The organism is Actinosynnema sp. ALI-1.44, from assembly GCF_001984155.1.
Lineage (GTDB): Bacteria > Actinomycetota > Actinomycetes > Mycobacteriales > Pseudonocardiaceae > Kibdelosporangium.
The window spans coordinates 20,994-39,471 of the sequence record NZ_MTQO01000020.1 but is presented as its reverse complement, the minus strand read 5'-3'; the positions used below and the strand labels follow the sequence as shown (position 1 = coordinate 39,471).

Annotated in this window: 11 protein-coding genes; 4 read left to right on the top strand and 7 right to left on the bottom strand. The window is 69.0% G+C overall.

The features are described from left to right. Positions 1-28: 28 nt before the first annotated feature. Together ALI144C_RS01130 and gltB are read right to left on the bottom strand one after the other, a co-directional pair. Complete coding sequence (locus ALI144C_RS01130; RefSeq protein ID WP_076985095.1) at positions 29-1,480, bottom strand: glutamate synthase subunit beta; 1,452 nt, start codon at positions 1,478-1,480, stop codon at positions 29-31. Beyond that, positions 1,473-5,966 (bottom strand): glutamate synthase large subunit, encoded by a 4,494-nt coding sequence (gene gltB / locus ALI144C_RS01125; protein ID WP_076985094.1) that lies wholly within the window; start codon positions 5,964-5,966, stop codon positions 1,473-1,475. The genes ALI144C_RS01130 and gltB overlap by 8 nt, the downstream gene beginning before the upstream one ends. A 417-nt stretch (positions 5,967-6,383) precedes the next feature. On the opposite strand from gltB, the gene ALI144C_RS01120 reads away from it, so the two are divergent. Together ALI144C_RS01120 and ALI144C_RS01115 are read left to right on the top strand one after the other, a co-directional pair. Next, entirely contained in the window at positions 6,384-9,512 is a 3,129-nt protein-coding gene (locus ALI144C_RS01120; protein ID WP_237773896.1) for an alpha-L-rhamnosidase, read from the top strand. Between the two features lie 104 nt (positions 9,513-9,616). Next, the gene (locus tag ALI144C_RS01115) at positions 9,617-10,525 is read left to right on the top strand and encodes a proteasome assembly chaperone family protein (RefSeq protein ID WP_076985092.1); all 909 of its coding nucleotides are present in this window, start codon (positions 9,617-9,619) and stop codon (positions 10,523-10,525) included. A gap of 142 nt (positions 10,526-10,667) precedes the next feature. On the opposite strand, the gene ALI144C_RS01110 is transcribed toward ALI144C_RS01115, so the two are convergent. The 3 genes from ALI144C_RS01110 to ALI144C_RS01100 are packed head-to-tail and all read right to left on the bottom strand — an operon-like array spanning position 10,668 to position 13,614. Beyond that, positions 10,668-11,963: an ABC transporter permease gene (locus ALI144C_RS01110; RefSeq protein WP_076985111.1), complete on the bottom strand. Its 1,296-nt coding sequence runs from the start codon at positions 11,961-11,963 to the stop codon at positions 10,668-10,670. Positions 11,964-11,968: 5 nt separating this feature from the next. Beyond that, positions 11,969-12,721, bottom strand: coding sequence for an ABC transporter ATP-binding protein (locus tag ALI144C_RS01105; protein ID WP_237773895.1), 753 nt, complete (start codon positions 12,719-12,721; stop codon positions 11,969-11,971). Continuing rightward, a complete protein-coding gene (locus ALI144C_RS01100) occupies positions 12,718-13,614 on the bottom strand; it encodes an efflux RND transporter periplasmic adaptor subunit (protein WP_237773894.1) in 897 nt (298 codons plus the stop codon). Before ALI144C_RS01100 ends, ALI144C_RS01105 begins: the two co-directional genes overlap by 4 nt. A gap of 412 nt (positions 13,615-14,026) precedes the next feature. Here ALI144C_RS01100 and ALI144C_RS01095 point away from each other — a divergent pair, with 412 nt between their 5' ends. After that, positions 14,027-14,830 carry a hypothetical protein gene (locus ALI144C_RS01095; RefSeq protein ID WP_076985090.1) on the top strand — a complete coding sequence of 268 codons (804 nt, stop codon included), beginning with the start codon at positions 14,027-14,029 and terminating at the stop codon, positions 14,828-14,830. Between the two features lie 64 nt (positions 14,831-14,894). Next, positions 14,895-16,598 carry a serine/threonine-protein kinase gene (locus ALI144C_RS01090; protein ID WP_083752600.1) on the top strand — a complete coding sequence of 568 codons (1,704 nt, stop codon included), beginning with the start codon at positions 14,895-14,897 and terminating at the stop codon, positions 16,596-16,598. Here the strand turns inward: ALI144C_RS01090 and ALI144C_RS01085 are convergent. Further along, positions 16,588-17,442 (bottom strand): PfkB family carbohydrate kinase, encoded by an 855-nt coding sequence (locus tag ALI144C_RS01085; protein ID WP_076985089.1) that lies wholly within the window; start codon positions 17,440-17,442, stop codon positions 16,588-16,590. The genes ALI144C_RS01090 and ALI144C_RS01085 overlap by 11 nt on opposite strands. Then, positions 17,439-18,428, bottom strand: coding sequence for an ADP-ribosylglycohydrolase family protein (locus ALI144C_RS01080; protein ID WP_076985088.1), 990 nt, complete (start codon positions 18,426-18,428; stop codon positions 17,439-17,441). Before ALI144C_RS01080 ends, ALI144C_RS01085 begins: the two co-directional genes overlap by 4 nt. Positions 18,429-18,478 lie beyond the last annotated feature (50 nt).

The following is an 18,478-nucleotide window of genomic DNA, read 5'->3' as shown; positions in this document are numbered from 1 at the left end:
CCTTTGCCGCGGGCCAGGACGGCCGGTGTCAGGCGATGGGCCTGTCGGTCGGCGCGATCGGGGCGGGCAGCACAGCGCGGTTCATCAGGTACGCGTCCACTCCGGCCGCCGCGGAACGGCCTTCGGCGATGGCCCAGACGATCAGGGACTGACCGCGGCCCATGTCGCCCGCGACGAACACGCCATCGACGTTGGTGGCGAACGAAGCGTCACGGGCGACATTGCCCCGCGGGTCGTAGACGACCCCCAGATCGTTGAGCAGGCCATCCTGCTGCGGGCCGACGAAGCCCATCGCGAGGGTGACCAGCTGCGCCGGGATCTCCCGTTCGGTGCCGTCGACCGGCACGAACTTCCCGGCGTCCAGTTTGACGTCGACCAGCTTGAGCGACTGGACGTTGCCGCCGGCGTCTCCGATGAACTCCACTGTGGACACCGCGTAGATCCGGTCGCCGCCTTCCTCGTGCGCCGAGGACACCCGGTAGACCATCGGGTACGTCGGCCACGGGTGAGCGTCCGACCGGACCTCCGGCGGCCGCGGCATGATCTCCAGCTGTGTCACCGAAGCCGCGCCCTGGCGGTGTGCCGTGCCCACACAGTCGGCGCCGGTGTCACCGCCGCCGATCACCACGACGTGCTTGCCCTTGGCGCTGATGGGTGAGCTGGCGAGGTCGCCGCGTGCGACCCGGTTGGCGGGCGGCAGGTATTCCATCGCCTGGTGGACACCCTGGAGATCCCGGCCGGGGATCGGCAGGTCACGCCACGCCGTCGCGCCACCGGCCAGCACCACGGCGTCGTAGGACGTCCGCAGTTCGGTCGCCTTGACGTCCACGCCGACGTCCACCCCCGCGCGGAACTCGGTTCCCTCCGCGCGCATCTGGTCGAGCCTGCGGTCCAGCCGCCATTTCTCCATCTTGAACTCGGGGATCCCGTAGCGCAGCAGGCCACCGATCGCGTCGGCCCGTTCCAGCACGGTCACCGAATGCCCCACGCGGGTCAGCTGTTGCGCCGCCGCCAGGCCCGCCGGGCCGGAGCCGACGACCGCGACCTTCTTGCCCGTCAACGCCGTCGGCACCTGCGGGGTGACCCAGCCCTCGTCCCACGCGCGGTCGACGATCGAGATCTCGACCCGCTTGATGGACACGGGATCGCCGTTGATCCCGACCACGCAGGCGGTTTCACACGGCGCCGGGCACAGCGTCCCGGTGAACTCAGGGAAGTTGTTGGTCGCGTGCAGCCGTTCGGCCGCGGCCAGCCAGTCCGACTTCCAGACCAGGTTGTTCCACTCCGGGATCAGGTTGCCCAGCGGACAACCCTGGTGGCAGAACGGGATCCCGCAGTCCATGCAGCGCCCGGCCTGACGCTGGGTGCGCTCGGTTGCGAAGTCCTCGTAGACCTCGCGCCAGTCCTGCAACCGCAGGAACACCGGCCGGGTGGCCGGGTTCTCCCGGGGTGTGGTGATGAAACCCTTCGGGTCAGCCATGCGCGGCCTCCATGATCGCCTCGTTCACGTCACGGCCGTCCCGTTCGGCACGGGCCCGCGCGGCCAGCACGCGCTTGTAGTCCTTCGGCATCACCTTCGTGAAGCGTTCAGGGGACCAATCCACCAACAGGTCGTGCGCGACGGCGGAATCCGTCTCCGCCAGGTGTTTCTCGACGGTTTCCCGCAGGAACTCGCGGTCCGCGTCGTCCAGCGGGTCGAGGTCGACCATCTCGTGGTTCACCCGCTGCCTGGCGATGTCGAGCACGTACGCGACGCCGCCGGACATGCCTGCCGCGAAGTTGCGGCCGGTCTGCCCGAGCACGACCACACGGCCACCGGTCATGTACTCGCAGCCGTGGTCGCCGATGCCTTCCACGACAGCCAAAGCACCGGAGTTGCGCACGCAGAACCGCTCGCCGACCTTGCCGCGGATGAAGATCTCACCGCTCGTGGCGCCGTAGCAGATCACGTTGCCCGCGATGATGTTCTCCTCGGCCACGAACGGCGCCGACGGGTCGGGCCGGACCGTGACCCGCCCGCCGGACAGGCCCTTGGCGACGTAGTCGTTCGCGTCGCCGACCAGCCGCAGCGTGACCCCGTTGGGGATGAACGCGCCGAACGACTGCCCGGCCGTGCCGGTGAACGTGATGTCGATGGTGTTGTCAGGAAGCCCGGCACCACCCCAGATCCTGGTCACCTCCGAGCCGAGCATCGTGCCCACGGTCCGGTTCACGTTGCGCACCGGCAGTTCCAGGCGCACCCGGTCGCCCGAGGACAACGCACCCTCGGCCAACTGGATCAACGTGTTGTCCAGGGCCTTCTCCAGGCCGTGGTCCTGCGTGACGACCTGGTGGCGGGACGCGCGCGGCGGCAGGTCCGGCACGTGGAAGATCGGCGTCAGGTCGAGGCCCGCCGCCTTCCAGTGGTCGACCGCCTTGCGGGTGTCCAGCAGCTCGGCGTGCCCGACCGCCTCTTCCAGGGACCGGAAACCCAGCTGTGCCAGATATTCACGGACCTCCTGGGCGACGAACTCGAAGAAGTTCACCACGTACTCGGCCTTGCCGCTGAACTTCTCCCGCAGCACCGGGTTCTGCGTGGCCACACCGACCGGGCACGTGTCCAGGTGGCAGACGCGCATCATGATGCAACCGGACACCACCAGGGGAGCCGTGGCGAACCCGAACTCCTCCGCGCCCAGCAAAGCCGCGATGATCACGTCGCGGCCGGTCTTGAGCTGGCCGTCGGTCTGCACCACGATCCGGTCGCGCAACCGGTTGGCCAGCAACGTCTGCTGGGTCTCGGCCAGGCCGAGCTCCCACGGGCCACCGGCGTGCTTGATCGACGACAGGGGAGACGCGCCCGTGCCGCCGTCGTGCCCGGAGATCAGCACGACGTCCGCGTGCGCCTTGGACACACCCGCCGCGACCGTGCCGACCCCGACCTCGGACACCAGTTTGACGTGGATCCGCGCCTTCGGGTTGGCGTTCTTCAGATCGTGGATCAGCTGCGCCAGGTCCTCGATCGAGTAGATGTCGTGGTGCGGCGGCGGCGAGATCAGCCCGACACCCGGCGTGGAGTGCCGGGTCCGCGCGATCCACGGGTACACCTTCGCACCGGGCAGCTGCCCGCCTTCGCCGGGCTTCGCGCCCTGCGCCATCTTGATCTGGATGTCGTCGGCGTTGACCAGGTACTCGCTGGTGACGCCGAACCGTCCACTCGCGACCTGCTTGATCGCCGAGCGGCGCAGGTCGCCGTTGGCGTCGCGGGTGAACCGGTCCGGGTCCTCGCCGCCCTCCCCGGTGTTCGACTTGCCGCCGATCCGGTTCATCGCGATCGCCAGTACCTCGTGCATCTCACTGGAGATCGAGCCGTACGAGATCGCGCCGGTGGCGAACCGCTTGACGATGTCGGAGACCGGTTCCACCTCCTCGATCGGCACCGGCTCCCGGTCGGAGGAGAACTCGAACAGGCCACGCAACGTCATCAGTCGCGCGGACTGCTCGTCGACGCCGCGCGTGTACTCCTTGAAGATCTCGTAACGGCCGCTGCGCGTGGAGTGCTGGAGCTTGAACACCGTCTGCGGGTTGAACAGGTGCGCCTCGCCTTCGCGGCGCCACTGGTAGTCACCGCCGGTCTCCAGTTCGCGGTGGCTCGGGCGGACGCCGTCCGGCGGGAACGCCTTGCGGTGCCGCTGCGCCACCTCCTCGGCCAGCACGTCGAAGCCGACGCCACCGAGCCGTGAGGTCGTACCCGTGAAGCAGCTGTCGATCACCTCGGCGCCGAGACCGATCGCCTCGAAGATCTGCGCACCGGTGTAGGACGCCACAGTGGACACGCCCATCTTGGACATGGTCTTGCGGACACCCTTGCCCAGCGCCTTGATCAGGTTGCGGGTGGCCTGCTCGGCCGTCTCCGGCAGCGCCATCTCCTCGACACTGGCCATCGCGAGGTACGGGTTCACCGCTGCGGCGCCGTACCCGACGAGCAGCGCGATGTGGTGCACCTCGCGGGCGTCACCGGCCTCCACGAGCAGCCCGACCTGGGTCCGGGTCTTCTCGCGGATCAGGTGGTGGTGCACGGCACCGGTCAGCAGCAGCGACGGGATCGGCGCGTGCGCCTCGTCCACGCCCCTGTCCGACAGCACGATGAGCCTGGCACCCTCCGCGATCGCGTCGGAGACCTCGGAGCGGATCTCGTCGAGGCGCCGTTTCAGCGCTTCGCCGCCACCGTTCACTTCGTACAGACCGCGCACGGTGAACGTCTGGAAGCCGGGCAGATCGCCGTCGTCGTTGATGTGCACGATCTTGGCCAGCTCGTCGTTGTCCAGCACGGGGAAGGTCAGCGAGATCCGGCGGCACGCGCTGGCAGGCGTCGACAGCAGGTTCGGCTCGGCACCGACAGACGTGTGCAGCGAGGTGACCAGTTCCTCCCTGATGGCGTCCAACGGCGGGTTGGTCACCTGTGCGAACAGCTGCGTGAAGTAGTCGAACAGCTGCCGTGGCCGCTCCGACAGCGGCGCGAGCGGCGAGTCGTTGCCCATCGACCCGATCGGCTCGGCACCGTTGGCGGCCATCGGGCGCAGCAGGATGTTGAGTTCCTCCTCGGTGTAGCCGAAGGCCTGCTGGCGGCGCACCAGCGAGGCGTGCGTCGGCACCTCACGTTCGCGCCGCGGCAGTTCCGCCAACTGGATCACACCGGCATGCAGCCATTCGTCGTACGGGTGCGCCGCGGCGAGCTCACCCTTGATCTCGTCGTCGTCGATGATCCGGCCCGCCACGGTGTCCACGAGGAACATCCGGCCAGGCTCCAGCCTGCCCTTGCGGATCACGCTCGCCGGGTCGATCTCCAGCACGCCTGCCTCACTGCCGAGCACGACCAGACCGTCCTCGGTGACCCAGTACCGGGCCGGACGCAGACCATTGCGGTCGAGCACGGCACCGATCAGCGAGCCGTCGGTGAACGAGACCAGCGCCGGTCCGTCCCACGGCTCCATCAGGTTCGAGTGGTACTGGTAGAAGGCGCGCCGCGCCGGATCCATCTCCTCGTGGTTCTCCCACGCCTCCGGGATCATCATCAGCACCGCGTGCGGCAGGCTGCGGCCACCGAGGTGCAGCAGCTCCAGCACCTCGTCGAAGCTCGCCGAATCGCTGGCGCCCCGCGTGATCACCGGCAGGACGCGCTCGATGTCGCCGGGGATCAGATCGCTGGACAGCATCGACTCGCGGGCGTCCATCCAGTTGCGGTTGCCGCGCAGCGTGTTGATCTCACCGTTGTGTGCCACGTACCGGTACGGGTGCGCCAGCGGCCACGACGGAAACGTGTTGGTGGAGAACCGGGAGTGCACCAGGCCGATCGAGCTCGTCACGCGCTCGTCGGTCAGGTCGGGGAAGAACCGCTCGACCTGGGGTTCGGTCAGCATGCCCTTGTAGACGATGGTGCGCGCGGACAGGCTCGGGAAGTACACGTCGACCGCGTGCTCGGCTCGTTTGCGCACGACGAAAGCCAGGCGCTCCAACGCCAGGCCTGTGACGCCGTCCGCGGCCAGGAACAGCTGGCCGAAGTACGGCATGGTGGTCGCGGCCGTCGGGCCGACGTGCTCGGTGTCGACGGGCAGCTCGCGCCAGCCGAGCACCCGCATGCCCTCCTCGGCGGCGATCGCTTCGACCGCGCCGACGACGTCGGCTCTGGTCGGCGCGTCGACCGGCAGGAAGGCCGTGCCGACAACGTATTCGCCCGCGGGCGGCAGGTCGAAGTCGACGACGGCGGCGAAGAACTCGTGGGGCACCTGGATCAGCAGCCCGGCGCCGTCGCCGGTCTCGGGTTCGGCGCCGCGGGCACCTCGATGCTCCAGATTCCGCAGTGCGATCAGGGCTTTGGCCACGATGTCGTGGTTCTTGCGGCCGGCGAGATCCGCGACGAACGAGACGCCACAGGCGTCGTGCTCGAACTGTTCGTCGTACAGGCCCTCGGTCTTGTGGCGGGTCACAGCAGCGGCCCTCCCAGGGGAACTATGGGGGCTGGTGCCGCACGTCGTTGTGCGAAGAAGGGTCGCCTGATTCCCGGATGGCGGGACGACAGGCTGCGCAGGACAGAGTGCCCGGGGTCTTCCGGGGTTCTCGTGACAGTAATGTGAACACACGGTTATGCCTGATGTCACGTGGGAAATCCCACGCGGCAGTTGACAGTTACCGTGTGTCGGTGCTCAACTGGGGCATTCCACGATGTGGACAGCTCTGCCCTGCGGTGTCCGATTCACTGATCCGCCTTTCCCAAACGTGGCCTGCGCGACACCGATGCTCTAGCATCTGAATCCATTCCCACGCTCAACGGGAATGCTGCTCGATGCATGATTGAAACGTTTCAAACCCCTGTGGCTTCACCGGAGAAGGGTGCAGCGATGGACATGAACCGCCGTGTGTTCCTGCGGAGTTCGGCCGTGGGCGCGGGGGCGTTCGCGCTGCCGCGCGGGGCCGGGCAGGCTGATCAGGTGAGCGAATTCGGTCAACGGTCGGCCGTGTCGGTCGAACGGACCACTGTGGAGTACGCCGAGACGTTGCTGGGGACCGATGTGGCCACCCCACGGCTGTCGTGGGTACTCGCTTCGGATCTGCCCGGTGCCCGCCAAACGGCCTATCAGGTCCGGGTGCGTGGAATCTGGGATTCCGGCAAGGTTTCCTCGGACAAGTCGGTCGGTGTCCCCTACGGCGGACCGCCGTTGCGGCCGCGGACCCGTTACGAATGGCAAGTTCGCGTATGGGACGCCGACGACCGGGTATCGGACTGGTCACCGGTGCGGTGGTGGGAGACGGGACTGCTCGGCTCGTCGTGGGTCGCGCGCTGGATCGGTGCGGCCGCACCGGAAGCGCCGCCCGCCTTGGACGGCGCGGCCTGGATCTGGTCGGCGACAGCCCCCACCGAGCCCCGCTGGTTCCGGACGTCCTTCGACATCACGGGAACCATCACCCGCGCGAGGATCGTCGCGACAGCCGACGACGACTTCACCCTCTACGTCGGCGGAACCCAGGCACTGCACGCTGCCCAGGCCACCGACAGCTGGAAGACGGCCTTGACCGCGGACGTGACCACGCTCGTGCGCGGCGGACGCAACGTCATCGCGGCTGTGGCGACGAACCGTGGCACGCCGGGTTCGACGAATCCGGCCGGGTTGCTGGTGCGGATGGTCATCGACACCACAGCCGGTCACCAGACCGTGATCACGGGACCGGGCTGGAAGGTCGCTGAGACGGAGCAAAGCGGGTGGCAGCAGCCGGGATTCGATGACAGCGGGTGGTCGGCGGCGACGGTCCTCGCGTCCTACGGCCAAGGCGTCTGGGGGACAGACGTTTCCGTCGCCGCCCCGGAGGCGCCGGCGCCCCTGCTGCGCAAGGAGTTCACGCTGAGCAAGCGTGTGGTGAAGGCGCGGCTGTACGTCAGCGGCATGGCCTACTACGAGGCGACCGTCAACGGCTCGCGCGTCGGTGCCCAAGTGCTCGACCCGGGGTTCACCGACTACGACGAGACCGTGCTCTACGCGACACACGACGTGACGCATCTGCTCAAGCAAGGCGGCAACGCGGTGGAAGTCCTGCTCGGCCGCGGGTTCTACGGCATGGTCACGCCGAACGTGTGGAACTGGCACAGGGCGAGCTGGCACGGCGAGCCGAGACTGCTGGCACAGCTGGAGATCGAGCACCCCGGCGGCGCCAGGACGACCATCGCGTCCGGCCCCGACTGGAAACTCGCCGAGAGCCGCACGATCACCAACTCGCAGTACGCGGGGGAGACCTACGACGCTGGCAAGGCCATCGTGTGGCGTCAGGCCACGGTCATGGATGCTCCACACGGGACAGTCCGGGCCCAGCAGCACGAACCGATCGGCGTCGTCGAAACCGTCATCCCCACCGTGCGCGAGCTCCGGCCGGGCGTCCACATCGCCGACATGGGCCGCACGATGTCCGGCTGGACCGAGCTCACCGTGCGCGCTCCGGCGGGGACCCTGGTCCGCCTGCAGCACGGCGAACGGCTCAAGGCCGACGGCTCGGTGCAATGGGAGAACGGCCACGTGCCGGGGCGGCACCAGACCGACGAGTACATCTGCGCGGGCACAGGCGTGGAAACCTGGGAACCGAAGTTCTCCTACAAGGGGTTCCGCTACGTCCAGGTGACCGGTGCGCGCCCGGAAGCACTGCGCGGCAAGGTGGTGCAGTCGACAGTCCCCGACACCGGGACGTTCCGGTGCTCCGAGCCGTTCTTCGAACAACTCGACCGCGCGATGCGGCGCACGTTGCGCAACAACCTGCACGGCATCCCCACCGACACGCCGATGTACGAGAAGAACGGCTGGACCGGGGACGCCCAACTCGGCGCACCCGTGATGACGTACGCGTTCGGGATGGCCCGGTTCCTGACAAAGTGGATCAACGACCTCGGCGACAGCCAGAACGACGCGGGGCAGTTGCCGGTGATCGTGCCGAGCGGGGGATGGGGCTACGCGGAACTCGCGCCGTCGCCGGAGTGGACGACGGTGTACCCGTTCGTGGTCAGGGAGATGTACCGGATCTACGGCGACACCGCCGTCGCGGCCACGCACTGGCCCACCCTGACCCGGTACCTGGACTGGGAGATCGGCCGCCTGCGGGACAACCTCGCGATCACCGCGCTCGGCGACTACCTCCCACCGGGATACGGCGGCAACCCGCCCGAGGACACGAGGCTGACCGCGACGGCGTACCTGTACCGCGCGCTGATCGGGACGGCGGAACTCGGCGAGCTGTTGGGGCACAGCGACACCGCTGCCAGGTATCGCTCGGTCGCCGAGACGTGCCGTACCGCGTTCAACGCGACTTTCCTCGCGGACGGCCGTTATCGCACCGCGAAGGACCCGGACTACCGGCAGACGTCCAACGCCATCCCGCTGATGTTCGGCATGGTGCCGCCGGGCTCGGTCAGCCAGGTGGTCGCCACCCTCGTCGCCGACATCAAGGCACGGGGCAACCATTTGAACACCGGGGCGCTCGGTACGAGCGTCTTGTTGCGCGCGCTGAGCGAGTACGGCCATCCCGATGTCGCACACGCCGTGGCGACGCAACGGAGCTATCCGAGTTGGGGATACTGGTTCGACAACGGCGCCGACACGATGTGGGAGATGTGGCACCTCGACTCGCGGTCACGTGACCACTACTTCCAAGGGACAGTCGTGCAGTGGTTGTACGAGAACGTCGCCGGGCTGCGTCCCGGTGATGACGGTTATCGTCGGTTCACTGTCAAACCGGACGCGCGTGTCGGCGTGAACTGGGCGCAGACCTCGGTCCGGACCGTGCGGGGGCTGGCCTCGGTGGCGTGGACACGCGTGGGCTCTTCGGTGCGGTTGACCGTCGGTGTGCCAGTTGGCTCCACGGCGGATGTTTTTGTCCCGGGAATGGCACGTCGACGGCCGCCGGGGGTGGAGTTGCTGCGCGAAGAGGCGGGGCACCAGGTCTTCCGGGTCCCGTCCGGCCGCTGGACGTTCACCGGTGACGTGGATCACCCTTAGAAGTCCCCTAAATCGGGCGGCACGGAATGGTTCCGGGGTCGGCACGCGTTGTAATAGTCGTCGAGAGTTGTCGCTGAGGATTTTGGTCGCGTGCTTGGAGGCTTGTGGTGCTGGAGCCGGAGAACCTGTACGAGGTCGACTCGGACGTGCCGGACCTGACCGGTGCGGTGATGCTGCACCACTTCGACGGCTTCATGGACGCGGGATCGGCGGGTGCGGCGCTCGTGGAGCAGCTGCTGGCGGCGTACGAGAACAGGGTGATCGCCCGGTTCGACGTCGACGGCCTGCTCGACTACCGCGCCAGGCGGCCCCCGATGACGTTCGTGCAGGACCACTGGGAGGACTACCAGCGGCCGGAGCTGGTCGTGCGGCTGCTGCACGACCAGGTCGGCACCCCGTTCCTGCTGCTGACCGGGCCGGAACCGGACTTCCGCTGGGAGGCGTTCGTCGAGGCGGTTCGCCAGCTCGTCGACCGGTGGGGCGTGCGGCTGACGATCGGGGTGCACGGGATCCCGATGGGTGTCCCGCACACCCGCCCGCTCGGCCTGACCGCGCACGCCTCCCGCCCCGAGCTGGTGTCGGACTACCGCCCGATGTTCAGCAGGGTGCAGGTCCCCGGCAACGTCTCGGGCCTGCTGGAGCTGCGGCTGGGCGAATCCGGCCACGACGCGATCGGGTTCGCCGCGCACGTCCCGCACTACCTGGTGCAGTCGACGTACCCGGCGGCGGCGCTGGTGCTGCTCGAAGCGGTGAACCAGGCGACCGGCCTCGTCCTGCCGCCCGGCGGGCTGACGGAGAGCTCACGCCGGGCGGACGCGGAGATCGCCCGCCAGGTCGCCGAGTCCGACCAGGTCGCCGAGGTCGTCGCGGCGTTGGAGCAGCAGTACGACGCGTTCACCTCCGCCAAGGAGGAGGACAACCTGCTGCTCGACCCCGACAACATCCCGAGCGCCGACGAACTCGGCGCCGAGCTGGAGCGCTTCCTGGCCGAGCAACAAGGCAAATCCGACTAACCACACGCCCCGCCCCCGCGTGCAACCAATGTGGCATTGGTTGCTCGGGGTGCAACGAATGTGGCTTTGGTTGCTCGGGGTGCAACGAATGTGGCATTGGTTGCTCGGGGTGCAACCAATGTGGCATTGGTTGCACGCTCCGTCAGGCTCGCATCACGGTGGCGATGGGGATCCTGGCCGCGCGGATCGCCGGGATCAGCCCGCCGAGCAGCCCGGCGACCAGGCCCGCGATCACCCCGGCGACCCCCGCTTGCCACGGGAACACGATGTCCTGCACGGAGGGGAACCGGCCGCTGAACATCGACGCCCCGACCTTGATCCCGGCCGCGCCCACACCGATCGCGGCCGCGGCTGTCATCAAGCCGGTCAGCAGCGTCTCGGCGAGCACGATCCCGGCCAGCAGGATCCGCGGCGTGCCCACCGCTCGTCTCAGCGCGAACTCCTCGACGCGTTCACCGACCGTGGCCAGGCCGACGTTGAGGATGCCGGCCGTGCCGATCAGCAGCACCAGTGCCGCCATGCCAAGGAAGATCATGCGCATCAACGACAGCTGGTCCTGAATGCGCTCCTTGGACTTGACTGTGGTGACGTAGATCTGGTCGGCCTTCACGCCCACACCGACCAGGCGCGACCGCAGCGTCTGCTCCAGGTCGCCCGCGGTCGGCGACATCAGGATCTGCAGCTGGATGTTCTGGCTGTTCAACGCGTTCGGCTGCAACCAGTTCAGCAGCTCGTCGAACCGGACGTACGCGACCGGGCCGTAGCTCTCGCCGTCGTTGACCACGCCGGTGATCTGCGGGGTCGAGTCGGCTTTCGCGCCGTCGACGTGCATCTGGGCGGGCACCCGGTAGCGCTCGAAGCCCTTGGCCGCTTCCTTGTTCAGCACGATCCTCGGCGCCAGCGAGGGTGCCGTGCCGAAGTCGAGCCACTGGCCGGACTCCACCCGGAACGCCCGGAACTGCCGGATGTCGCCGGTCAACGCGACCAGCCTGAGCTCGATCGCCTTGCCCGGCGGCGCCGACGTCTGGCTCCTGTCCGTGCAGTTGCCGCGGTTGTCGCAGGTGTAGAAGCCTCTGCCGCCGCCGCGTGACTGGTCGAACGGCGAACCGCCTGGGTTCACCGGCGCCACGTTCGGCTCGCCGATGACAGCGCGGTTCTCCAGCATCGCCACCGCGTCCGGCCGTCCGCCGATCGTGTCGACCACGACCGGATTGGCTCTCTCGTTGGGCGGCAGGTAGATCTGCAGCGTGCCGTCCTTGGCCATGTTCAGCTCGGAGTCGGCGAGCAGCTGTTTCTGCGCGAACTCGGAACCGGTCTGCACCACGACGACCGCGAGCACACCGAGGAACAGGCTCAGCATGGACAGCAGCGTGCGCAGCTTGCGGGCCCGGATGCCCTGACCGCCGATGATGAGCGCGGACCGCAACCGGCCGGACATCCCGATCACACGACCACCTGTTCTTGCGCGAGAGCGAGTTTGCCGTCGGTCAGCCGCAGCACACGGCCCATCTTGTTGGCGTGCGCGTGGTCGTGCGTGACCAGGATCAGCCCGCAGCCGCGCTGGGTGGCCGAGTGCAACGCCTCGATCACGAGGTTGCCCGTTTCGGTGTCCAGTGCGCCGGTCGGTTCGTCGGCCAGCAGGATCTTCGGTTCACGGACCAGCGCGCGGGCGATGGCCACCCGCTGCTGCTCACCGCCGGACAGCCGGGGCGGCTTGTTCTTGGCCAGGTGCGCGATGCCCACCTGCTCCAGCGCCTCCATCACGCGGGCGCGGCGCTTGCGCCGTGCCGTCCAACCCTGGCCGTTGACCAGCGCCATCGCCACGTTCTGCGCCGCGGTCAGGCTCTTGAGCAGGAAGAACCGCTGGAACACGAAGCCGAACCGGGCACTGCGCAACGCCGCCGCCCTGCGTTCGGCCACCCGGGAGATGTCGGTTCCCTCGAGCAGGTACTGGCCGCCGTCCGGCCGGTCGAACAGGCCGATCAGGCTCAGCAGCGTCGACTTGCCCGAGCCGGACCGGCCGAGGATGGCCACGCTCTCACCACTGTGGACGGCCAGGTCCACGCCGTCGAGGATGGTCCGGGGCTGCTGCTGCCCCTTGAGCGTCTTGGTGATCCCGCTCAACTGGATCAGCGCCGGTGCCGCGGGCTGGGAATGTGGCTGGGGCGGGATCGGCTGGGTCATGTCCAGTGTCACTTGCCCGGACCTCCGGGCGTGTTCGCGTCCGGTGCCGCCGGGATGTTCGGGCCGGGCACGGCCACCGTCTCGTCGCCGACGAGCCCGGACTTGATCTGCACGACCTTGCCGTCGGTCAGGCCGAGCACGACGTCCTTGGTCACCCGCTGGCCGTTCGCGCCGAGCACGTCCACCTTGCCCTTGCCCTGACCACCGGCGACCGCCTCGACCGGCAGCACCATCACGCCGACGGCCTTCTCGGTGATCACTTCCATGGTCGCCTCGGCGCCGTTGATCAGCTTCAGGTCCGACGGTGCCGTGCACACGAGCCGCATCCCGGTCGCCTCGGACGGGTTCGGCTTGTTCTCCTCCGGCTTGCCGCTGTTGCCGGGCGGGGGAGCGGCGTTGGTGGCCGGGCCGCCGCTCGGTGGTGGCGTCGCGGGGTTCTCGGCGGGCGGCGGCGGGTCCGGGATCGTGCCTGCGGGCAGTGCGGCGATGGTGCCGAGCACCGCGCACGGGAACGGGCCGGGACCGTTCTTGATCTGCGCCTGCACCGAGGCCAACGCGTCGGAGAGCTGGTACGCCTGCTCGCCCTTGATCTCGGCGACGAGTCCGTAACCGACGTGCTTGGCCGACACGATCGGCTGACCCGCGGTCACGGTGGCCTTGTCGTCGGCCAGCCGTCCGCTGAACATCGCGCCTGCCGGGACGTCCACGGCACTCGGCCTGCCGTTGGCGAAGACGTTGGCGACCTTGGTCGGCTTGGTCGGCGTCTTGTCCGGCGCCTTCACGTCCAGATACCTGACCTGGCCAGCGACCGGGGACACCAGCCCGAAGACCGGGTTGATCACGACCTTGCCGCTCAGGCTGACCTTGCTGGTCAGGTCCTGGCGGGACGGCTTCGCCGTGGTCATCTGCGTACCGCGCGGTGCTAACTCGGGGTTGGGCTTCTCCGAGGCGGGCGTACTGCACCCGGCCACTACGAAGAGCGCCACGACGAGCGCGGAGAGTGTGCGCACCAGTTGACCCCCAAGGTCTGTTTCATGGTGATTCGTTCACAATGACGCCCACGGGCCGCAGAAGGTTGCGTCGAGCGTCACGGCCCGACACCGTGTTCGATCTTGCACTGTTCCCCAGGCTGAGTCAGGCTAGCGGGGAGGACTGGCGCGCTGGAGGAGGGGGACACTGAGCGATCAGAGCGTCACTGCGGGAGACGACCTCAACACCCAGGTAGACCGACTGCCCACCACCATCGCGCCGTCCGAGCACGCGGAGTACCGCGCCCTCGCGCGCAGGTGGCTGGACTCGGCCGGTCGGGGTTCCGCAGTGGCACACAGGATCACGGTGGCACGGGGCTATCTCAAGCTGCTCGCCGCCGGAGTATGGGGTGTCGACGCCGGGTGGCGCGGCGAGGTGCGCGACCTGGTGCACGCGCTGCGACCGAGCGAGGAGGATCAGGCGGGCACGCCCGGCGAACAGCTGGACGAGCTCTACGCGCTGATCGCGATCGGCCTGGCGTTGTTGTTGCAGGAAGCCAATCTGCACGGGAGCGCGGGCGCGGACCTGACGGCCAAGTCCGCATGGGACGCCACGCAGGAATGGGCCGCGTTCGCCGACGAGTCGGTGGTCGACCGGTTCCTGGTGCACTCGACCCAGCTGCACGCGCGTGTGGCCACCGAGTCGCAGGTGCAGGGCGTTGTCGAGTTGGCGATGGCCGCGGCGGACGACCCGAACGCGGAACTGGTCGCGGCGCTGGAGGCCGAAGGCCTGCACGCCGAGTTGATGGACGCGGTGTGGGTGGTCGAAGGCGATTTCCGAACACCGCTGCGTGCCGCCGCACGCGCTGCCACGATCATCGGCAGCCCGTGCGTCGTGCTTGCCCGTAACACCAAGAAGTCCACGGTGTTGCTGTGGCGGGACTCGGTGCTGGCGATGGCGGACTCGGCGGTGCCGAGGTGGCGGGTCTACCGGATCGTCCCGCCGACCACGCCGCAGTCGAAGTTTGGCGGCGGTGAGGGATTGCCCTCCACCAGGGACATCTTCCCGCTCGCACCGGCGCCCGAGCAGGTCCGCGCGCTCGCCGACCAGGCGGGAGTGCAGTTGCCGATGCTGCTGGCGGCCCTGCGCTGAGTGTCGTGATCAGCCCGGCTACGATGCGTGGCCAGGGCTGATCACGATCGGGTGGGGGTAAGCCGTGAGAGTGGTGGCAGGCAGATACGCCATTCTGGACGAGCTCGGCCGCGGTGGCATGGGCGTCGTGTGGCGCGCCGACGACCAGGTGATCGGGCGTCAGGTGGCGTTGAAGGAACTGCCGCCCCCGCAGGGACTCTCCGGCGACGGCAAGTCGGTCTACCTGGAACGCGTGCTCCGCGAGGCGCGGACAGCCGGGCGCCTCAACGACCCCGCGGTGGTCACGGTGTTCGACGTGGTGAGCGAGAACGGCACCACGTTCATCGTGATGGAGCTGGTCGAGGCCCCGACGCTGGCGGACATCATCGCCGCCGAGGGACCGATGGACCCGCGGCGCGTGGCGTCGATCGGCCTGCAGGTGCTCGGCGCGCTCGAGACGGCCCACGCCGCCGGGATCGTCCACCGCGACGTGAAGCCGAGCAACATCATGGTCTCGGCCGGTGACAGGGCGAAACTGGCCGACTTCGGCATCGCCAGGGCGATGGACGACCCGAACCTGACCATGACCGGCGGGATCATGGGCTCGCCGGGGTACATGGCGCCGGAGCTGTTCTCCGGTTCGCAGCCCGCGCCGCCGTCGGACCTGTGGGCCCTGGGCGCGACCCTGTTCCACGCGGTGGAGGGGCGCTCGCCGTTCAGCCGTGAGACGACAGCGGCCACCATGCACGCGATCATGTACGACGACCCCCGGCTGAGCAGAGTCCAGGGCCCGTTGGCACAGCTGATCATGGGCCTGCTCGCCCAACCGGCCGAGACCCGCCTGACCGCCGCGGCGGCCAGGGAGCTGTTGGGCCGCCCGATTTCCGACCAGACCCAGGTCGTCGACAACTCGACCCAGGTCGTCGACGCCCCCACGGTCCAGGTCCACGCGGTCCCTCGGGACACCCGTCCGCGCGAGCCGTGGCAGGAGCAGTACCCGCCGGAAGCGCCGCTGGCGGCGCCCGCCCCGGCCTGGACGGCGGACGACCAGTGGGACACCGGGCAGTCGAAGAAGAACGCCAACCGCACCAGGGTCATGATGTGGACGGGCGCGGCGGTCGTGGTGGCAGGCGCGTTGGTCGCGGTGTTCCTGATCTCTCCGGGGTCCAAAGAGGACCCCGCGGTCGCCGGCAAGGCCAACGTGGCCAACGTCGACGACGGCATCCAGAACGGCAGCACGATCCCGATGGCGCCGACCCTGGCGCCGTCGACCGTGTCGTCCACGCCGTCGGTACCGCCGCCGAGCACGGTCACGGTGACCAAACCCGCCGGAACGCCGTCCAAGCAGCCCAAGCCGCCGCCGGGCCAGCAGCCGGTGGGCGAGTTGCCCCCGCCTCCGCCGGACAAGCCGCAACGCACCGGAATCCAGATCACCAGGTACAACCACCCGGCCGGGCCGCACTTCACCGCCACCCCCGGTGTGCCCGCTCCCGCGGGCTTCAACCGCGAGTTCCCGATGGGCTGGCTGGTCAAGGACTCCGAGCCGGGCACGAAGCGGCTGTACGCGTGCCAGCTCAAGGGATCCGAGGACCGGATGACCTCGGTGGACCCGGGGTGCGAGGGGCACAACCAGGTCGGCGCGCTCGGGTTCATCTTCACGAGCAAACCGGCAGGCGTGAACAGCCGGGAGTACTTCCGCTGCACCTATTCGGGCGGTCACTACGACTCGACCGACCCGAAGTGCGAGGGCTACAAGACCGAGTTCCGCTTCGGGTGGATCATCGTGTGACCAGGGCGTCGACCTCGGCCCGGCTGGGCGCGGTGGCGGGCCCGAACCGGGTCACGGCGATGGCGGCGGCCGCGTTGGCCCGGCGCGCGGCGGTGACCAAGTCGTTGCCCCGCAGCAGTTCCGCCGCGAACACCCCGCAGTGCGCGTCCCCGGCGCCGTTGGTGTCCACGGCCGTCACGGGGATTCCGGGAACGTGCACACTCGTCCCGTCGCGCCACACGACCCGGCAGCCCTCGGCGCCCTCCCGCAGCACCCGCACCGCGACGTCCACACCGGACAGTGCTTTCGACTCGGACGCGTTGCTGCTCAGTATGTCCACATAGGGCAGAACCCCGTCCCAGGTCTCGGCGGCGATGTCCCCGACCAGCGGACCGGGATCGAGCAGTACCGTCCCCTGCACTGCGGGAAGCCACTCCGACAGAGCGTCGGCGTTGTGCCGGTCGGTCAAGCTGTACCCGGTCACGTAGACGACGTCATCCGGCCCCGCGTCCACGACCCGGAATCGCCCGACGGCGTCCGGGCTCGTCACGAATGTCCGCTCGCCATCGCTATCCACCAGGGCGATCGCCACCCCGGAATCCGGTTCGTCGACGGGGTGGGCGACCCGAATCCCTTCGCGGGCCAGGGCGTCGCGGATCACGTCGCCGTAGGGCCCATGTCCGTGGCTGCCCGCGTACACGACCTCCGCACCGGCCCGCCGGGCCGCCGCCATGACGTTGAACCCGCCACCGGCGGTCTGCTGGAAGTGCGTGGCGATCACGTCCCCGCCCCGCGGCGGCAACTGGTCGATCCGCAGCACGAGGTCGACGACGACCTGTCCGGTGTGGATCAACCGGCCGGTCATCGCAGGGTCAGCAGACCGTCGACGAGAGGGTCGAGATCGAGGCCGTTCACCTCGCGGACCTTGCCGACGAGGTCGGCAGGCAGCCCGGCGACGCCGTGCTGCGCACCGAGGATCGCGCCCAGGATCGCCGCGATGGTGTCGGTGTCCCCGCCGATCTGCGCGGCGAGGAGCAAGGAGTCGAGTGGGTCGTCCGCGGACACCTCGGCCAACGCGATCGCCGCGACCACGGACTCCTGCGCGGCCACGGACGTGCCGACCACCTCGGCGACCGCGTCGGCCAGCGCACCACGGCTCATGCCACGCACCCACTCACGCGCCCAGCGTATCCGCGGCGCGACTTCGCCACCCGGCACCCAGTTGCTCCGCCGCGCGCCGCTGTGCGCGGCGTGTTCCGCCTCGTCCAGCGCCGTGCTCAGGTCCGCGCCGTCGATGGAGGCGGAGACCGCGGCCGCGATGGCGGAGGCGGCCGCGATCCCCAGACTGGTGTTGTGGGTGACCACGCTGGCCGAGATGACCGCATCGAGCAGGCGGTCGCCCACAGGGTTGGCGATGGCGACGGGCGTCACCCGCATCGCCGCGCCGTTGGTCGTTCCGGTGACGCCGGCCTGCTGGGGGGTCAGGCCGGCGTCGAGGTGCTCGAGCGCGCGCTTCGTCGACGGGCCGAGCAGGTCGCGGGAGCCGCGGGAGGTCATGTCGGCTTCCCATGCCCGCAACGCGTCAGCGAACGTGTACGGGTCGATCCTGCCGTTGCCGTCGATCAGCAGCTTCGCAACGAGCACGGCCTGTTCGGTGTCATCCGTGACCGACCCGGCGGGCATCCCGGGTGCGATCGGCTGGTCGGGGGACGCGTCGACCAGCGTGGTGATCGAGCCGTAACGGTCCTTGATCCGGGTACGGGACATCGACTGCGTCGGCATCCCGAGGGCGTCACCCAGTGCAAGGCCGTAGAACGCACCCAGCGCCCTGGCTCGCACCTGTTCAGGCATGTTCAATATGTACCGCAGCGGGGGACGCCCGGCAACCTTGTGCAACCAAT